Source organism: Pseudomonas sp. COW5 (assembly GCF_026240005.1).
Lineage (GTDB): Bacteria > Pseudomonadota > Gammaproteobacteria > Pseudomonadales > Pseudomonadaceae > Aquipseudomonas > Aquipseudomonas kribbensis.
This window is the reverse complement of the sequence record NZ_JAPHVP010000001.1, coordinates 4,231,863-4,248,265: the sequence shown is the minus strand read 5'-3', so window position 1 is coordinate 4,248,265 and position 16,403 is coordinate 4,231,863. Positions and strand designations below refer to the sequence as shown.

General features: G+C 61.3%; 18 protein-coding genes. 8 read left to right on the top strand and 10 right to left on the bottom strand.

Annotation, left to right across the window (positions count from 1 at the left end; genetic code table 11):
- Window positions 1–70 precede the first annotated feature (70 nt).
- From OQ248_RS19385 to OQ248_RS19375, 3 genes are read right to left on the bottom strand one after another with little or no spacing between them, the layout of a single operon-like run.
- A complete protein-coding gene (locus OQ248_RS19385; protein WP_085730576.1) occupies window positions 71–976 on the bottom strand; it encodes a 5'-nucleotidase in 906 nt (301 codons plus the stop codon).
- Window positions 977–1,006: 30 nt separating this feature from the next.
- Entirely contained in the window at window positions 1,007–1,963 is a 957-nt protein-coding gene (locus OQ248_RS19380; protein ID WP_265813656.1) for a putative 2-dehydropantoate 2-reductase, read from the bottom strand.
- Window positions 1,963–2,349 carry a thioredoxin family protein gene (locus OQ248_RS19375; protein WP_265813655.1) on the bottom strand — a complete coding sequence of 129 codons (387 nt, stop codon included), beginning with the start codon at window positions 2,347–2,349 and terminating at the stop codon, window positions 1,963–1,965. The genes OQ248_RS19380 and OQ248_RS19375 overlap by 1 nt, the downstream gene beginning before the upstream one ends.
- Here OQ248_RS19375 and OQ248_RS19370 point away from each other — a divergent pair.
- Together OQ248_RS19370 and OQ248_RS19365 are read left to right on the top strand one after the other, a co-directional pair.
- Entirely contained in the window at window positions 2,348–2,791 is a 444-nt protein-coding gene (locus OQ248_RS19370) for a PilZ domain-containing protein (RefSeq protein ID WP_085710771.1), read from the top strand. The two genes, OQ248_RS19375 and OQ248_RS19370, sit on opposite strands and share 2 nt — an antisense overlap.
- Window positions 2,792–2,920: 129 nt before the next feature.
- Window positions 2,921–3,997, top strand: coding sequence for a 3-deoxy-7-phosphoheptulonate synthase (locus tag OQ248_RS19365; RefSeq protein WP_011335309.1), 1,077 nt, complete (start codon window positions 2,921–2,923; stop codon window positions 3,995–3,997).
- 72 nt (window positions 3,998–4,069) lie between these two features.
- Here the strand turns inward: OQ248_RS19365 and OQ248_RS19360 are convergent, their stop codons facing one another.
- Window positions 4,070–4,351, bottom strand: coding sequence for a GNAT family N-acetyltransferase (locus OQ248_RS19360; protein ID WP_007955658.1), 282 nt, complete (start codon window positions 4,349–4,351; stop codon window positions 4,070–4,072).
- Window positions 4,352–4,988: 637 nt separating this feature from the next.
- On the opposite strand from OQ248_RS19360, the gene oprI reads away from it, so the two are divergent.
- A complete protein-coding gene (gene oprI / locus OQ248_RS19355; protein WP_003183784.1) occupies window positions 4,989–5,240 on the top strand; it encodes an outer membrane lipoprotei OprI in 252 nt (83 codons plus the stop codon).
- Between the two features lie 123 nt (window positions 5,241–5,363).
- Here the strand turns inward: oprI and OQ248_RS19350 are convergent, their stop codons facing one another.
- The 3 genes from OQ248_RS19350 to OQ248_RS19340 form a co-directional block, all read right to left on the bottom strand.
- The gene (locus OQ248_RS19350; RefSeq protein ID WP_085710772.1) at window positions 5,364–6,335 is read right to left on the bottom strand and encodes a L,D-transpeptidase family protein; all 972 of its coding nucleotides are present in this window, start codon (window positions 6,333–6,335) and stop codon (window positions 5,364–5,366) included.
- Window positions 6,336–6,485: 150 nt separating this feature from the next.
- Window positions 6,486–6,779 (bottom strand): hypothetical protein, encoded by a 294-nt coding sequence (locus OQ248_RS19345; protein WP_007908575.1) that lies wholly within the window; start codon window positions 6,777–6,779, stop codon window positions 6,486–6,488.
- Between the two features lie 57 nt (window positions 6,780–6,836).
- Window positions 6,837–7,442: an arylesterase gene (locus OQ248_RS19340; protein ID WP_265813654.1), complete on the bottom strand. Its 606-nt coding sequence runs from the start codon at window positions 7,440–7,442 to the stop codon at window positions 6,837–6,839.
- A 10-nt stretch (window positions 7,443–7,452) separates the two neighbouring features.
- On the opposite strand from OQ248_RS19340, the gene OQ248_RS19335 reads away from it, so the two are divergent.
- Genes OQ248_RS19335 through greB form a run of 3 tightly spaced genes read left to right on the top strand, consistent with a single transcriptional unit; the run spans window position 7,453 to window position 11,172 of the window.
- Window positions 7,453–8,136 carry an ABC transporter ATP-binding protein gene (locus tag OQ248_RS19335; protein WP_114884579.1) on the top strand — a complete coding sequence of 228 codons (684 nt, stop codon included), beginning with the start codon at window positions 7,453–7,455 and terminating at the stop codon, window positions 8,134–8,136.
- Window positions 8,136–10,640, top strand: a complete 2,505-nt coding sequence (locus OQ248_RS19330; RefSeq protein ID WP_265813653.1) for an ABC transporter permease — start codon at window positions 8,136–8,138, stop codon at window positions 10,638–10,640. Before OQ248_RS19335 ends, OQ248_RS19330 begins: the two co-directional genes overlap by 1 nt.
- A gap of 34 nt (window positions 10,641–10,674) precedes the next feature.
- The gene (gene greB, locus OQ248_RS19325) at window positions 10,675–11,172 is read left to right on the top strand and encodes a transcription elongation factor GreB (RefSeq protein ID WP_003226818.1); all 498 of its coding nucleotides are present in this window, start codon (window positions 10,675–10,677) and stop codon (window positions 11,170–11,172) included.
- 3 nt (window positions 11,173–11,175) lie between these two features.
- On the opposite strand, the gene OQ248_RS19320 is transcribed toward greB, so the two are convergent.
- The 3 genes from OQ248_RS19320 to OQ248_RS19310 all read right to left on the bottom strand — a co-directional run bounded on the left by OQ248_RS19320 (window position 11,176) and on the right by OQ248_RS19310 (window position 13,697).
- A complete protein-coding gene (locus OQ248_RS19320; protein WP_119429641.1) occupies window positions 11,176–11,484 on the bottom strand; it encodes a class I SAM-dependent methyltransferase in 309 nt (102 codons plus the stop codon).
- Window positions 11,485–11,734: 250 nt separating this feature from the next.
- Window positions 11,735–12,169 (bottom strand): DoxX family protein, encoded by a 435-nt coding sequence (locus tag OQ248_RS19315; protein ID WP_119429642.1) that lies wholly within the window; start codon window positions 12,167–12,169, stop codon window positions 11,735–11,737.
- 106 nt (window positions 12,170–12,275) lie between these two features.
- Window positions 12,276–13,697, bottom strand: coding sequence for a transglycosylase SLT domain-containing protein (locus OQ248_RS19310; RefSeq protein WP_119429643.1), 1,422 nt, complete (start codon window positions 13,695–13,697; stop codon window positions 12,276–12,278).
- A 235-nt stretch (window positions 13,698–13,932) separates the two neighbouring features.
- Here OQ248_RS19310 and OQ248_RS19305 point away from each other — a divergent pair, with 235 nt between their 5' ends.
- On the top strand, window positions 13,933–14,739 hold the full coding sequence (locus tag OQ248_RS19305; protein WP_265813652.1) for a TatD family hydrolase: 807 nt from the start codon (window positions 13,933–13,935) through the stop codon (window positions 14,737–14,739).
- Window positions 14,740–14,849: 110 nt separating this feature from the next.
- Window positions 14,850–16,331, top strand: coding sequence for a methyl-accepting chemotaxis protein (locus tag OQ248_RS19300; protein WP_265813651.1), 1,482 nt, complete (start codon window positions 14,850–14,852; stop codon window positions 16,329–16,331).
- The last annotated feature ends 72 nt before the right edge of the window (window positions 16,332–16,403 follow it).

Below are 16,403 nucleotides of genomic sequence, written 5' to 3'. Positions count from 1 at the left end.
AGATTTGATTCAGCTTAGCAGTGCCTTGACGAGTACGACGTGCGACGCAACGTCTTGAACCACGAGGGCTTTAGACCGCCGGTTCGTTGCTGATGCCGTGGGGGACATGGCCGGTGGCGACCACCTCGCGGGCCAGCTCGCAGTGACCGGCCTGATCGTCGAAAAACACGTCCGCAGCGAACGCTTCGAGGAACGCCGATTTGGTCAGGCCGCCCAGAAAAAGAGACTCGTCCAGACGGATGTCCCATTCGCGCAAGGTGCGGATCACCCGTTCGTGAGCCGGCGCCGAACGCGCGGTGACCAGTGCGGTGCGGATCGGGCAGTTATCGTCCGGGAACTCACGCTGCAACAGATTGAGCGCTGCGAGGAAGCCCTTGAACGGGCCGCCGCGCAACGGCTCGCGAGCGGATTCGCGTTCCTTGGCCTGAAAGGCTTCGAGGCCGCCGGACTGATAGACCCGCTCCGACTCATCGGAAAACAGCACCGCGTCGCCGTCGAAGGCGATGCGCAATTCATCGCTGGCCGCACGGCTGGCGCCACCGGAAAGAATGGTCGCCGCCGCAAAGCCATTGTCCAGCGCCGAGCGCACGTCCTCAGCATGAGTGGAAAGAAACAGGTCGCAACCGAAGGCTTTGAGATAAGGATAAGGACTGCGCCCGCCGACAAACGCCGCACGGGAAATCGCCAGGCCGTAATGATCGATCGAGTTGAATACCCGCAGGCCGGTGTCGGCACTGTTGCGCGACACCAGAATCACCTCGACCCGGGCACGGCCGAGGCGACTGTTGAGGTTGAGCAGTTTTTCCACCAGCGGAAAGGCATCGCCCGGCGCGAGGATTTCGTCTTCGTGCTCGATCTGATATTGCCGATAGGCTTCGACGCCGCTCGACAGGTAGACCTTGTGACTCTCGCTCAGATCGAACAGGGCACGGGACGAAATCGCCAGCACCAGTTTGTCATCGATGTTCTTGGCCATGTCTTCCCCCGGATCCCCTCAAAAATCGACTCAGGTGTTACGCCGGTCGATGAAACGCAAATGGCGATACAGCGCCTCGATTCGCGGCAGCTCGCAACCTGCCGCTTTTGCCGCCGCCAAAGGTCGAGCGTAGATGGCGTCCAGCTCCAGCGGTCGCTTGTGCAGAAAATCGTGGTACATGCTCGGCCAGTAGTCGGGCATATTCTCGGTCATCATGAACAGGTACTCGGCGTAACCGGGCGGCATGTCATGGCCACAGGCCTTGGCGCCCTGCACCACTTCGGCCATCAGCGCCTGGATCTGCGCGCGGCTGTCGGCATCGGCCATCAGCGGCGTGGTACTCGCCCCGAGCAACACCGAAAGACCATTGTAGGGAATGTTCCAGACCAGTTTCTGCCAGCGCGCCTGGTGCAGGTTCGGCATGGCCTGGGAGTCTATGCCGGCGGCCCGGAACAGACCGACGCCCTCCTCGACGATCGCCATGCGCGCCGCATCATCGGTTGCCGCTCCGCTGTGATAACCGACGTTCACCGCCCCCAGCGCCTGATGGGCGATGTGACCCGGACCTTCCCGGTGAACGCAGATCAGGCACAGGCCGCCCAGCAAGTGCAGGGAATCGGGCAGCAACGCCCGCAGGCTGTCTTCGACGTCGAGGCCGTTCTGCAGCACCAGCACTTTCGCGTCGGGTTTCGCCGCCTGAATGATCGACGGCGCCAGGCCGGCATTGCTGGTGGTCTTGGCGCCGACCAGCAACCAGTCGCAGGGCGGCATGTCTTCAGCCGATGAATAGGCCTGCACCGGGTTCAGCGCCAGTGTGCCGTGAACCGCGCTGTCCACCTGCAAACCGCGCTCGGCGACCGCGGAAAACTCGCTGCGCAGCAAAAAGTGCACATCGAATCCGGCCCGGGCCAGCATCAAGCCGTAGAACCCTCCGATTGCGCCGGTGCCGATAATCCCTACCACCGGTTTCTTGACGACTGCCCCCATCACGGCAACTCCTCTGCAATTCGACCCAGCGCCTGCGCCACCGCTGCGTTCAGCTCGGCGGCATTCAGGCGCGTGTGTACTGCCCCAAAGAACTCGCCGTCGCGCACCACGAACAGCGCCGGCAAATGAAAGACCTGATAACGCTCGACCAGCCCGCCGTTGTCACCGGCATCAATCCAGCACACGCGATCGACTGCCAGATCAAGCCCCGGCAACACCTCGCGGGCATAACGGCAACTGGCGCAGCCGACACTGGTGAAGATCACCAGCGAAACGCCGCTCATCGCCAGCAGCCGTTGGTCGGCGTCGAAATCGGTCAGTTCGGATTCGAACACTATACTGGGGGAAACAATGTCAGATGGCCGACACAGGGAGTCTGTGCTCATGGGACGGTTTATTCCTCATCCGGATGATGTGCCCGTCGAATTAACGTTGCTCAAACCTGAGTGCATTTCGCGGCAACAGCTACACACTATCAGCCTCGGCGGCATCGCTTGCAATTACCACCGCGCCTGGCGCCATGGCACCGCACTGCAGGTGCGCATGCCGACGCTCAATGCCGACATCTGTTATCCGGGCTACGTGGCCTGGTGCCTGCGACGCAAGAAAGGCTATCTGGTGGGCATCGCCTTCACCGACGAGCAGACCCTGTTCAGCGCCCGAATGGGTGAGCAGGTGTGTCAGATCGAACGCTATTGCCGACTCAACGACGCCCACGACGACCTCCAGGATATTCAGGCCCTGGCCCTTCAATGGGTCGAACAACACGCCGACGAGTTCTCCCACGACACCGTTCGCAAGGCTTTTGCGCAGCCAGTACTGGACTGAACAGTGACTTGCCCATTGTCGACAGGCGCCTGACGCGCTAAGGTTCGGCTCCCCGACGCGCTTAAATCTGCTGTGCTCCGCCGCGCGGGGAACGCTGGCGGCCGGCACCCGTGACCTGACGAGTAAACGATGGCTGATTTACCGATCAACGACCTGAACGTCGCTTCCAACGAGACCCTGATCACTCCCGATCAGCTCAAGCGTGATATCCCTCTGAGCGACGCTGCCCTGCGCACCGTCACCAAGGGTCGCGAAGTCATCCGCAACATTCTCGATGGCACCGACCACCGTCTGTTCGTGGTCATCGGGCCTTGCTCGATCCACGACATCAAGGCTGCCCACGAATACGCCGACCGCCTGAAGGTGCTGGCGGCGGAAGTGTCGGACACCTTGTATCTGGTCATGCGCGTGTACTTCGAAAAACCGCGGACCACCGTCGGCTGGAAAGGCCTGATCAACGACCCGTACCTGGATGACTCGTTCAAGATCCAGGACGGTCTGCACATCGGTCGCCAGTTGCTGCTGGACCTGGCCGAGAAAGGCCTGCCGACCGCGACCGAAGCCCTCGACCCGATCTCCCCTCAGTACCTGCAGGATCTGATCAGCTGGTCGGCCATCGGCGCCCGCACCACTGAATCCCAGACCCACCGCGAAATGGCTTCCGGCCTGTCCTCGGCGGTCGGTTTCAAGAACGGCACCGACGGTGGCCTGACCGTGGCGATCAACGCCTTGCAGTCGGTCTCCAGCCCGCACCGTTTCCTGGGCATCAACCAGGAAGGTGGCGTGTCGATCGTCACCACCAAGGGCAACGCCTACGGTCACGTGGTACTGCGCGGCGGCAATGGCAAGCCGAACTACGATTCGGTCAGCGTCGCCCTGTGCGAACAGGCGCTGAACAAGGCGAAGATCAAGCCGAACATCATGGTCGATTGCAGCCACGCCAACTCCAACAAGGATCCGGCCCTGCAACCGCTGGTGATGGAGAACGTCGCCAACCAGATCCTCGAAGGCAACCAGTCGATCATCGGCCTGATGGTCGAGAGTCACCTGAACTGGGGCTGCCAGGCGATTCCGAAAGACCTCGCCGATCTGCAATACGGCGTTTCGATCACCGATGCCTGCATCGACTGGTCGGCCACCGAAAACACCCTTCGCAGCATGCACGCCAAGCTCAAGGATGTACTGCCGAAACGTCAGCGCGGCTGACAGCTGTTTCGCAGGCATAAAAAAACGCCGGGCATTGCCCGGCGTTTTTATGTGTGTGCGGTGTGAGGTCAGTCAGATCTTGGCGGTGCGCCGCTGATGACGCTCCATGTAGCGCTCCACATAGGAGCACGACGGGATGACCGTGTAGCCCATTTCATCGGCGTACTGCAGTGCCCGCTCGGTCAGGGCTGCCGCGATGCCTCGGCCACGCAATGCGTTGGGCACGAAGGTGCGGTAGATATCCAGGGTCTGTTTCCCCAGATCCATATAGGTCAGGTAGGCACGATGACCGTCCACATTGGTCTCGAACTGATGACCAGCCTGGTCATGGTGGATGGACAACGCCTCGCTCATCACTACTCCTCGCGGGTCTCGAATTCTGACCCCTACCTTACCGATGTTTTCCCGGCGAAGGAACATCTACGCCACCCCGTGCCAGATGGACACCGAGAAGAACCGCACCGATCTCGCGCAACCCGAGCACGTATCAAATAGTAGGCACCAATGACGAAAATGCTCAAGGCGCACTCGTCATCAGGCTGATTGACGGGGCAGTTCCGGTGGACTCAGGACCGGTTCGGGAGAACCTTGTCCCGAACCGAAAGGCTGAACATCGCCGGATGTTGAGACTTAAGACGTGCCTGATTTTTTAAAGTCACCTGAACATGGACAAAGATAGGTGAGACGCTGCACAAAAACGCAACAAAAGTGTGGACGAATCCATATAGACAGACTCTAGCCACTGCCTGCAAAACAGCACCCGACAACGGGAACTTTTTCTCATTAACTCGCTCATCTCGGGCCTTGCAGCTGAATATTTTTTATACAACCCAGTTAAAAGTTGCTCGAAAAAGAATCAACGCCTACAATTTTTTTTGCTTCTTGCCTTACGTCAGTTTACTTACTACAAGTAATGGGTAGTATGTACGCCGGCTATTTCCTCAATCGGAGGAGACAGCCACTTAATTGAAAGTCCTTGAAGGGGAACACGATGAACAACGTTCTGAAATTCTCTGCTCTGGCTCTGGCCGCAGTTCTGGCTACCGGTTGCAGCAGCGCATCGAAAGAAACCGAAGCACGTCTGACCGCTACTGAAGACGCAGCTGCTCGCTCCCAGGCTCGTGCAGACGAAGCTTACCGTAAAGCTGATGAAGCTCTGGCTGCTGCTCAAAAAGCACAACAGACTGCTGACGAAGCTAACGAGCGTGCTCTGCGCATGCTGGAAAAAGCTAGCCGCAAGTAATAGTCCTTCGGGATTGTTATCAAGCCGACCCGTTTTTCGGGTCGGCTTTTTTTTGCCTGAAATTTTCTTCATGCAATAAAAAACCCGCCGACGCTCACGCATCGGCGGGTTCTGTTTTTCGGCTTACTGTTGCAGGTCGATCGGCGCGCTGGAAACGATCGGCGCCGAGGTGTTCGGTGTGCCGATTTCAGTTGGCAGGCCATCTTCCGCCGCCACCACATCACGCACCACATCCCAGTTCATGCGCAGGTTGTTGGTGATGTCTTCACGCTTGAGCATCGCGTTGATCACGGCGGTGTGCTTGTCGACCACCGACGGGTTGCCCTTGTCGTCGATCGGCGTGTGCGCTTCCAGGTAGATCTTGCCGCCACTGCGACCGAACTTGTACGCGTCGTTGAGGATTCGTACCGAAGTCCCCACCGGCACCATGCTGGCCATTTCCAGCACGTTGTTGTTGAACATGCGGAAGCAGCCGTGGCTGGTGCGCATGCCGATACCGAACTTCTTGTTCGAACCGTGGATCAGGTAGCCCGGCGTGCCCAGGGTGAACTTGAACGGACCCAGCGGGTTGTCCGGGCCGGCCGGCACTACGTTCGGCAGCGGATCGCCATCGGCGGCGTGTTCGGCCTTGATCGAGGCTGGCGGCGTCCAGGTCGGATTCGGCGTCTTGGCGGTGATCGTGGTGTGGGCGATTGGCGAGCCCCAGCCTTCGCGACCGATACCCAGCGGGAAGGTGTACACCACGTTCCGGCCTTTCGGGTAGTAGTAGAGGCGGTACTCGGCGAGGTTGATCACGATGCCTTCACGCGGACCCGGCGGCAGGATGAAGCGGGTCGGCAGGACCACTTCGGTGCCGGCGCCCGGCAACCAGGCATCGACGCCCGGGTTGGCCGCGACCATTTCCGAATAACCCAGATCGTAGGTGGTGCCCAGATCGGCAAAGGTGTCTTCGTACTTGGCCTTGATCACCTGCACCTGGCCGATGATGTCTTCACCAGGTGGTGGCAGGGGAAACTCCAGGGCGGCAACGGGACCGGCCACACACAGGGCGGCAAGAGACAGGCAGCGGGTGACGGCAGGGAAACGCGGCAACATCCGGAGAATCCTTCGCAAGATCGACAAGGGTATAAGAACGCGATTGTACACCGCGCCCAGGGAATTCGGGGAGATGCGCCGATGGGCTGGCAGAAGTCTTCATAATTGAAGCTACTGTAAGAGCGGACGGCGTTCGACAGGTGCGTGTACTTAAAGCTCGAAACGCAGTTCAGGCCAGATCGGCGAGGTTCCACGCTTCTGCGATTCGAGAATCGCCCGGCACAGCGAGCACAGGCGCTGATCCTGGAACACCCGGCGATCCACGCTCGACCAGCGCGGTTGCGCCGGCAGCAGACTGCCGCACAGGGTCCGGTCGGCCGAGCCACCGAGCTCCAGTTGACGGGTCACCAGATGCACCCGCACTTCCTGGCAGGCGAACAGATCCAGCTGTTCGTCAGGCTCGATCAGTTGGTAGGCAAACAGGGACCAGGCAGAACGCGACATCGGGGGCTCCATTTAGGGGGGCGCCACATTAGCCGAAAGCCTGCCGCTAGAAAAGCCTCATAACAGCGGTTTTAGCGTCGGCCAGACATTTTCCAGCAACTTGCCCTGAGCCCCGGCTGCCGGGTGCAGACCGTCGGCCTGCATCAAGTCCGGGTGCCCGCCCACGCCGTCGAGGAAAAACGGCACCAGCGGGATCTTTTTCTCCTCGGCCAGCTTGCCGTAGACCTGGGCAAAGGCATCGGTGTAGCGCTTGCCGTAATTGGGCGGCAGTTGCATGCCGAGCAACAGCACCCTGGCACCGCTTTGACGGGAGCTGTCGATCATCGAAGCAAGATTTTGTTGCAATTGCGTCGGCGGCATTCCGCGCAGGCCATCGTTGCCACCCAACTCGAGGATCACCAGCTCCGGCTTGTGCTCTGCAAGCAGCGCCGGCAGCCGCGCCTGGCCTCCGGCACTGGTGTCGCCGCTGATGGAGGCATTGACCACTTTATCGTCAAAACCTTCGGCCTTGAGCCGCTGCTCGAGCAACGACACCCACCCCAACCGGGTATCCAGTCCGAAACCGGCGCTGATACTATCGCCAACGATCAGGACTGTACCCGCCGCTGCGTTCTGGGCCATGCACATCAAGGCCAGGCCAGCACTCAAAAACCACACACGCATCGGATTCTCCATGGGCGCAAGCATTCTCACCGCGAAGAACCTTAGCAAAGTGGTTCCCAGCGCGGAAGGTGAACTGACCATCCTGCACGAACTCAGCCTGGAACTGAACAAGGGCGACAGCCTGGCCATCGTCGGCGCGTCCGGCTCCGGCAAATCCACCCTGCTCGGCCTGCTCGCCGGCCTCGATCTGCCGAGCAGCGGCGAAGTCGTTCTCGCCGGCCAGTCCCTGAGCGATCTCGACGAAGACCAGCGCGCGCGCATCCGTGCCGAACATGTGGGTTTCGTGTTTCAGTCGTTCCAGTTGCTCGACAGTCTCAACGCCCTGGAAAACGTCATGCTGCCGCTGGAGCTCGATGGCCGCAAAGACGCCCGCGGGCGCGCCACGGAATTGCTGCAACGGGTTGGCCTCGGTCAGCGCCTGACGCACTCGCCGCGCCAGCTCTCCGGTGGCGAGCAACAACGGGTGGCGATTGCCCGAGCCTTCGCCGCCGAACCGGACGTTCTGTTTGCCGACGAGCCCACCGGCAACCTCGACAGCCACACCGGCGAGCGCATCAGCGACTTGCTGTTCGAATTGAACAAGGAGCGCGGCACCACCCTGGTGCTGGTGACCCACGATGAACGGCTGGCCCATCGCTGCCGACGTCTGATCCGACTTGAAGCCGGCCTGCTGGTCGCCCCCCTGGAGCCTTGATGGCACGTCTGCCGCTGTTGCGCCTGTTCAGCCTTGCCCTGCGCCAGCTCCTGCGCGATGCCCGCGCCGGGGAGTTGCGGGTGCTGTTCTTCGCCTTACTGGTGGCCGTGGCGGCAAGTACTGCCATCGGCTACTTCGGCGCCCGCCTGAATGGCGCGATGACCTTGCGCGCCACCGAGTTTCTCGGCGCGGACCTGGTGCTCGAAGGCAGCTCCCCCGCACGGCCGGAACAAATCAGGAGCGGCACAGATCTGCGCCTCGACCATGCGCAGATCGTTGAGTTTTCCAGTGTCATCGCCACCGACAACGGCATTCAGTTGTCGAGCATCAAGGCCATCGACCGTGCCTATCCGCTGCGTGGCGAACTGAAAAGTGCCCCGGCACCGTTTGCTGCCGAAACGTCGGGTGGCGAACCACAACCTGGAGAAGCCTGGGTCGAATCTCGCCTGCTCACGGCGCTGGACCTGAAGATCGGCGACAGCATCGACGTCGGCATGAAGACGCTGAAACTGACAAGGGTGCTGACTTACGAACCGGATCGCGCCGGCAACTTCTACAGTCTGACGCCACGGGTGCTGATCAACCTCGACGACCTCGCCGCGACCGGCATGGTCCAGCCCGGCAGCCGGGTGAGCTACCGCGAATTGTGGCGCGGCGAACCCAACGCGCTGGAAACCTATCGTCAACTGATCAAACCGGGCCTTGCCGCCAACCAGCGGATTCAGGATGCCCGCGACGGCAACCGGCAGATTGGCGGCGCACTGGGCAAGGCCGAGCGTTATCTGAACATGGCCAGTCTGGTCGCCGTGCTGTTGGCCGGTGTGGCCGTGGCGCTGTCGGCGAATCGCTTCGCCAGCCGTCGTTTCGACGCCAGTGCGCTGCTGCGCTGCCTCGGTTTGTCTCGCCGGGAAACCATGGTGCTGTTCAGCCTGCAACTGGCGGTACTGGGTCTGCTCGCCAGCCTAAGCGGCGCCCTGCTCGGCTGGCTTGCTCAATTGGGACTGTTCGCCCTGCTGCATGATCTGCTGCCGACTGACGTACCGCCGGGTGGTTTGCTGCCGGCATTGGCGGGGATCGGCACCGGGCTGGTGGCGCTGGCCGGTTTTGCCTTGCCACCACTCGCCGCTCTAGGCCGTGTGCCGCCATTGCGAGTGCTGCGCCGCGACATGCTGCCGATTCCATCGAGCACCTGGATGGTCTACGGCGCAGCACTCGGCGCACTCGGCCTGATCATGTGGCGCCTGAGTCTGGATCTGCTGCTGACGTTTGCCCTGCTCGGTGGTGGCGTGGTCGCTGCGCTGGTGCTTGGTGGTTTGCTGTTGCTGCTGCTCAACAGCCTGCGTCGCCTGTTGGCTCGCGCCTCCCTGCCCTGGCGTCTCGGTCTGGGTCAGTTGCTGCGTCACCCGCTGGCGGCGGCCGGACAGTCCCTGGCATTCGGCCTGATCCTGCTGTCCATGGCGTTGATTGCACTGTTGCGCGGTGAATTGCTCGACACCTGGCAAAACCAGCTGCCGAAAAATGCTCCCAACTATTTCGCCCTGAACATCCTGCCGGCGGACAAACAGGCCTTCACCGATCACCTGATCAATGTCTCGGCCCAGGCTGCGCCATTGTACCCGGTGGTGCCGGGACGGCTGATCAGCATCAACGGCGAAGCGGTGCAGCAGATCGTCAGCAAGGACTCGGCCGGCGACCGGGCAATCCAGCGTGACCTGAGCCTGACCTGGGCCGCTGACCTGCCGGCAGGCAACAAGCTCACCGCCGGTGAGTGGTGGAAAGATCAGCCACAGGACGATGTGCCCGGCGTGTCGGTGGAAGGCAAAGTCGCCGAAAGCCTCAAGCTCAAACTTGGCGATCACCTGGTGTTCACCGTTGGCGGAGTCAATCGCGAAGCGAAGGTCACCAGCCTGCGGGAGATCAACTGGGACAACTTCCAGCCGAACTTCTTCATGATCTTCCAGCCCGGCACGTTGAAAGATCTTCCGGCGACCTACCTCACCAGCTTCTATCTGGCACCCGGTCACGACCAGCAGATCGTCGAGCTGTCGCGAGCCTTCCCGGCGGTGACCATCCTGCAGGTCGAAGCCTTGCTCGAACAGCTGCGCAGCATCCTTGCCCAGGTCACCCTGGCGGTGGAGTACGTATTGTTGTTTGTGCTGGCGGCCGGGATGGCGGTGCTGTTTTCCGGGTTGCAGGCGACTCTGGATGAACGCATTCGCCAAGGCGCACTGTTGCGTGCGCTGGGGGCGGAACGGCAGTTGCTGGTCAAGGCGCGGCGGATCGAGTTCGGTTTGCTTGGCGCAGTCAGCGGATTGCTGGCGGCCATTGGTACGGAAGTGGTGAGCCTGGTGTTGTATCGCTTCGCGTTCGACCTGCCCTGGCATCCGCATCCATGGTTGCTGGTCCTGCCGTTGATCGGTGCGGCCCTGATCGGCGGCGCCGGCGTGTTCGGCACCCGTCGGGCACTGAATGCGAGCCCGCTGACAGTGCTGCGCGAGGGTTGATAGACTCCAGCCCTCAATACCACAAGAAGTTGCCATGAGCCGTTATCGCCCTCCCCGCACCGCTGGCACCGCGCTGATCACTCCCGAAGGTGAAGCGCGGATGCGCGCCGAATTCCACGAGCTATGGCATGTGCGCCGCCCGCAGGTGACGCAGTCGGTCAGCGAAGCGGCGGCTCAGGGTGATCGGTCGGAAAATGCCGAGTACACCTACGGCAAGAAAATGCTGCGGGAGATCGACAGCCGCGTGCGTTTTCTCACCAAGCGCCTTGAAGCACTGAAGGTCGTCAGCGAAAAACCGAGCGATCCGAACAAGGTCTACTTCGGCGCCTGGGTGACCATCGAAGATGAGGACGGCAAACAGTCGCGCTACCGCATCGTCGGCCCGGACGAGCTGGATCTGAAACTGGGCCTGATCAGCATCGACTCGCCGCTGGCCCGCGCCTTGATCGGCAAGGCGCTGGACGCCGAAGTCCGGGTCCAGACGCCAACCGGCGAGCAATTCGTTTACATCGTGGCGATCGACTATCCCTGACGCTCAGCGCCGGGCAATCAGCCCCTGACGGGCAACGCGGGTCAGTTGACGGATCATTTCCGGCGCGTCTTCAGCGCTGGGCGACTGAATCACCGCCAGGTCGAAACTGTCATCGGCAAAACGCGCCAGCGACTCGCCGTCTTCAACGAACTGGATCAGGAAGGCGGCAGGACCGCCGCTGCGACGTGGCCAGCCATCGAGATAACGCAACAGCGTCGGCTGATGTCTGCCGCCAAGCAGGATTTTTGGATTGCGCTGGGTGACATGTGCCGTGATCGGCGCGGGACGTGCTGGAGGGCGAAGTGCATTCATCGTGTCGTGTCTCTGCCTCAAAAGTCTGCATGGCAGGTGAGAGGCAACACCGAACCAGCGCTTTAGCGGTATTTCGAAGCCCTGTTCCGGCTTCTGACGGCAACTTGAGAATAGTCACCTGGCGCCCCGCAAGTAGCTGTTTAAATCGGCGCATGAGCGGCATCCTAGAGAACGTGACCAGCGAGTGTCAAGAATCAGCCGCAACAAAAAAGGCCCGCACAATGCGGGCCTTTTGCTTGAGCCAGAGCGGTCAACCGGCGATGGCGCGATCCACCGAAAGCTTGCCGGCACCTTCGATCAGCACCGCGATGCTGCCACCAAGCAGCGCCAGGGCGAACTCGTAACCGTTGTTGGCCATGAACAGACCGTTGTGGATGTGCACCGAAAAGATCGCGACCAGCGACAGGAACACCAGTCCCGCCGCCGCCGGGCGCACCAGCAGACCGATGATCAGGGCCAGCCCGGCGAAGAACTCGGTGCCGCCAGACAATATTGCCATCAGGTAACCCGGGGTCAGGCCAAGGCTTTCCATATACTGCGCGGTGCCGGCCAGACCGTAGCCACCGAACAGGCCGAAGAGTTTCTGCGAGCCGTGGGCGGCAAAGATCACGCCGACGACGATGCGCAGAACAGTCAGGCCATAGCCGGCGCGGGTGAACAGGACCTTGTTGATCAGAGAGCTCATGTTTGTATTCCTTGTTGGAGAAGTGCTTGTTGGTTGGCCGCCATATTAATCAGTTAAATTTATGTTAAAAGCGCAAATATTCCGCCATAACAATCAATTTATTTGATCATTTGCGTGAGACAACTTTCTGTCCCCGGGGCTCCAACGACTCACGCTCCCGGTCGAACGCCAAGTAATACTTGTTCACACTATTAACATAGCTGACGGCGCCCATCCCCACCTGCTCCATCGCGATGCGCTCGACCTGAAAGAACCACTGATTCGGGTTAAGCCCGCGGCGCCGGGCCTCGGCGCGCATGCCCTGCACGCGCTCCGGGCCGATGTTGTAGGCAGCCAGGGTGAACGCCATGCGCTCGCGCTCGTTGAGCTTGGGGCTGTTGAAGAACTTGCGGCGGATCATCGCCAGATACTTGGCCCCGGCCTGCACATTCGCATCGAGATTCTGGATGTTGTTGACGCCGACCCGCTGCGCGGCGGACGGCGTGATCTGCATCAGCCCGGTCGGGCCACCGCCACCGCGCGCACTGGGTTGCAGTGCGGATTCCTTGAACGCCAGCGCGGCCAGATTCAGCCAATCCATGTTCTGCGCTTCGGCATGCTTTTGCAGGGTCGGGCGCAGTTTTTCCAGGCGCTGGCGGTCAGCCTTGGCCAATGGATAGTGGACTTGATAGAGACGACGGTAGATCCGCAGAAACGCGGCGTCTTCGTTCGACGGCGTCTTGTAGCCGGTCAGGAAGCGGTCGATGCTCGCCCGCAGCATCGCGGCATCGCGCCGCACGAACCAGTATTCCTCGCCCGGTTCGCTGATCATCAGCTGCCGGTCGAAACGCAGCTTGGGCAAGATCTTGCCCCAGCGCTCGGCAATCGGTTGCTCGACGATGGTCAGGTGGAAGATGCCGCCCTGGACCATTTCCAGCACATCCTCGACGGCCAACGTGGGATCGACCCATTCAATCTTGATCGGCGCCAGTTTGTGCAGCGCCAGTTTCTGATTGAGCTGACTGACCGCCTCCCCCGCCGCACTACCGGTGGGCAGCGCCAGGGTTTTGCCGGCCAGTTGCTCGACTTTGGTGTAGCGCTTCTCGCCCTTGATGCCGACCAGCACCAGCGGCACATTGCTGGCGATCGGCTCGCTGCTGGCGACCGCGTGGCCCGGTTGCAGGTCGAGCAGTTCGCCCGGGGCCACCAGATCACCTTCGCCACGCTGTAGCGCGCCGAGCAATTGATCCTTGGCTTTGGGAATGATCTTGAGGGTGATTTCCTGGCCGTCGCGGGCGTGGCCATTGAGATACTGCTCGAAGGCGCGCAAACGGTGATATTCGACGCCGATGGTCTGGCCCTGGACTTCGCCGGAGCTGTTGCGGCTCTGGTTGACCAATACGCGCAGCACGCGACTGTTGCGAATCTCGGTCAGGTCGCGGACCTTGGCGGCCGGCACGGCTTGCAGCGGCCCGGGCAGGCGCGCGACCGCTGTCATCGGCAGCAGCAACGAACCACACAGCAGGAGCAAAACCGAGGGACGAACCATCCACTCTCCGGAAAGAATACGGGGCGTTTTGCCGCTGAACGGTCGCAAAACACCGACGAAAACAGAGCGCCTGGAGCGCTGATAAAGTGCGAGAGACTGGCACAGTGATGGCAACCGCGCCACCTCGTGTTGTCTCGCGGCCTCAACAGACAGCCATAAGCCGTTGTAGTTCTTGGTTTTTCTTTTAAATCTACTGCTCTGATATGCTTTCCGGCCTTCGGCCCGAGGTAGCACCATGCAACTCATCGATATCGGCGTCAACCTGACCAACCCCAGTTTCGCCGACAAACATCAGGCCGTGCTCGACCGCGCCTACGCTGCCGGGGTCTGCCAACTGGTGCTGACCGGCACCAGCGTCGAGGGCAGCGAACAGGCACTGGAACTGTGCCAACAACTGGATCCGGACGGCCAGCGACTGTTCGCCACCGCCGGTATTCATCCGCATTCGGCCAGTGACTGGAACGCTGACAGTGCACGGTGTCTGCGCGCTCTGCTGAAAGAATCGAACGTTGTGGCAGTGGGTGAATGCGGGCTGGATTTCAACCGCGACTTCTCGCCGCGCCCGCAACAGGAAAAAGTCCTCGAAGAACATCTGGCCCTGGCCGTGGAGCTGCAACTGCCGGTATTCCTGCACGAACGTGACGCGAGCCAGCGCTTGCTGGAAATCCTCCGCGACTTCCGCGACCAGTTGCCAGCCGCCGTGGTGCATTGCTTCACCGGCGAGCAGAAAGCGTTGTTCAGCTACCTCGATCTGGACCTGCACATCGGCATCACCGGCTGGATCTGTGACGAGCGGCGCGGCACCCACTTGCATCCGTTGGTGAAGGAGATCAAACGCGGTCGCCTGATGCTGGAAAGCGATGCGCCGTATCTGCTGCCGCGCACACTGCGACCGAAGCCGAAGAACGGGCGCAACGAGCCGGCGTATCTGACCGAAGTGTTGCGTGAAGTGGCGTTGCATCGGGGCGAGACCGAGCAGGATCTGGCGGCCCACACCACCGCGTGCGCCCGGGCTTTTTACAGACTGCCCGTCCTGCCCTGATCCGCAGGGGAATGCATCACTTGTTGATGCATATCAAGATCCGGACACCTGTGTAGCGGCACAATAATGGCACCTTGCCAAAACTGTTTCCGCTATCAGAGAAGACCTCCATGGGTGCCTGGCTTAGCAATATCTCGCTGAAATACAAATTCTGGGCGGTCAACGCGGTCGCCTTTGTCACCACCCTGTTGCTGGTGCTGTACGCGGTGCAGCTGGAACAACAGGCACGCAGCCATGCCGCGCAGGCCTCCGCACAGGCCCAGGCGCAGCTGCTCAAAGCCTGGCCGGCCGGACAGGCGCTGCCCAAATCCGATCAGGTGCTGACGTTCAAACGCGGTGAAGCGCCGCGCCTCAACGATCAGCCGCTGCTGGAAATCACCGACAGCAACGGCTGGATTGAAATCAGTCATCTGCCGTTGTTCGGCGAAAACCCGCTGCTCGGCGCCGAGGTCTTCAGCCGTGCCGATGGCCAGCAGGTCGCCGTGATCGCCTACGCCCCCAGCCTCAGCCAAGTGTTCGCCGAACGCTTCGCCAACTACGCGGTGGCGGTGTTCATCCTGATGCTGGCAATGCTCGGTGCTTCACAGTTGCTGATCCGCTTCCTGCTCAGCCAGCTCAACACGCTCAAGGACGTGATGCTGCACGTCGAAAAAACCGGTGATCTTTCGGCGCGGGTGCCGTTGGCCTGCAAGGACGAAGTCGGTCAGATGGCTAATGCCTTCAACGCGATGCAGGCCGGCTACCAGCGCGTGGTCACCACCGTGGCCAACACCGCGCGACAACTAGACGTCGGCGCCGCGCGACTGGCATCGAGCATGAATGAGGTGCGCCACGGCATGCTCGGCCAACAGAGCGAAACCGATCAGGCCGCCACGGCGATCAACGAGATGACCGCTACCGTCTACCACATCGCCCAGCACGCCGGTGCCACGCGCGACCTGTCACAGACTGCCGACGGCCTGGCCGGCAGCGGTCAGCAAGTGGTCACTCGCGTTCAGCATTCGATTGCCGGCCTGTCCAGCGGCGTTCAGCAGACCGCCGAAATGATCCAGCGTCTGGCCGAGGACAGCCAGAAAATCAACGGTGTGGTCAGCGTGATCCACAGCATCGCCGAACAGACCAATCTGCTGGCACTCAACGCCGCCATCGAAGCGGCCCGTGCCGGGGAAATGGGTCGCGGGTTCGCGGTGGTCGCCGACGAGGTACGCAACCTCGCCAAACGCGTGCAGACCTCCACCGATGAAATCACCACCATGGTCTCGGCCTTGCAGGCCGGCACCCGCGATGCGGTGGACTTCATGCAGGAGAGTTCGTACAAGGCCGACGACTGCGTGCAGCAAGCGCAAGAGGCAGGAGAAGCACTGGCGGAAATCACCGGGGCGGTAGCGCAGATGCGCGAGAGCAACACGCAGATTGCGGTAGCGGCAGAACAGCAGAGCCAAGTCGCAGAAGAGATGAACCGCGCGGTGGTGAGCATTCGCGATGTGACCGAAAACACCGTGCAGCAGACCGTGGATTCGGCGACTACCAGTAACGAGCTGGCGACGCTGGCCGGGGAACTGAACAAGGCGATCGGTCAGCTGAAGCTCTAGGGGACAACATCAGGAACCGTCATTGTCCCTATCACTGCAATAGCCAACCTTGATTCGCCGCCCCGCCCGCCC